The sequence below is a fragment of the Limosilactobacillus urinaemulieris genome (assembly GCF_014838745.1).
In the GTDB taxonomy this organism is placed as follows: domain Bacteria; phylum Bacillota; class Bacilli; order Lactobacillales; family Lactobacillaceae; genus Limosilactobacillus; species Limosilactobacillus urinaemulieris.
On sequence record NZ_JABUXR010000064.1, the window covers coordinates 1 to 243 of the forward strand.

1 protein-coding gene is annotated in these 243 nt (G+C 41.6%); it reads left to right on the top strand.

Annotation, left to right across the window (positions count from 1 at the left end):
• Positions 1 to 243 (top strand): iron-containing alcohol dehydrogenase (locus tag HUK45_RS09425; protein ID WP_191912061.1); only part of this gene is annotated, 243 nt, incomplete at both ends.

Genomic DNA, 243 nt, shown 5'->3' on the forward strand with positions numbered 1-243 from the left:
CCACAAAAGCTTGCTCTCTGGCCTCACTACGAGACTTACCACGCAACTAAGGACTATGCTGACATTGCTCGTTTCATCGGTCTTCAAGGTAACTCTGATGAAGAATTAGCTGAAGCATACGCCAAGAAAGTAATTGAACTTGCTCACAAGTGTGGTGTTAAGTTAAGCCTTAAAGACAATGATGTTAGTCGGGAAGACTTTGATAAAGTTGTTGATAAACTTGCAGTTCTTGCTTACGAAGAC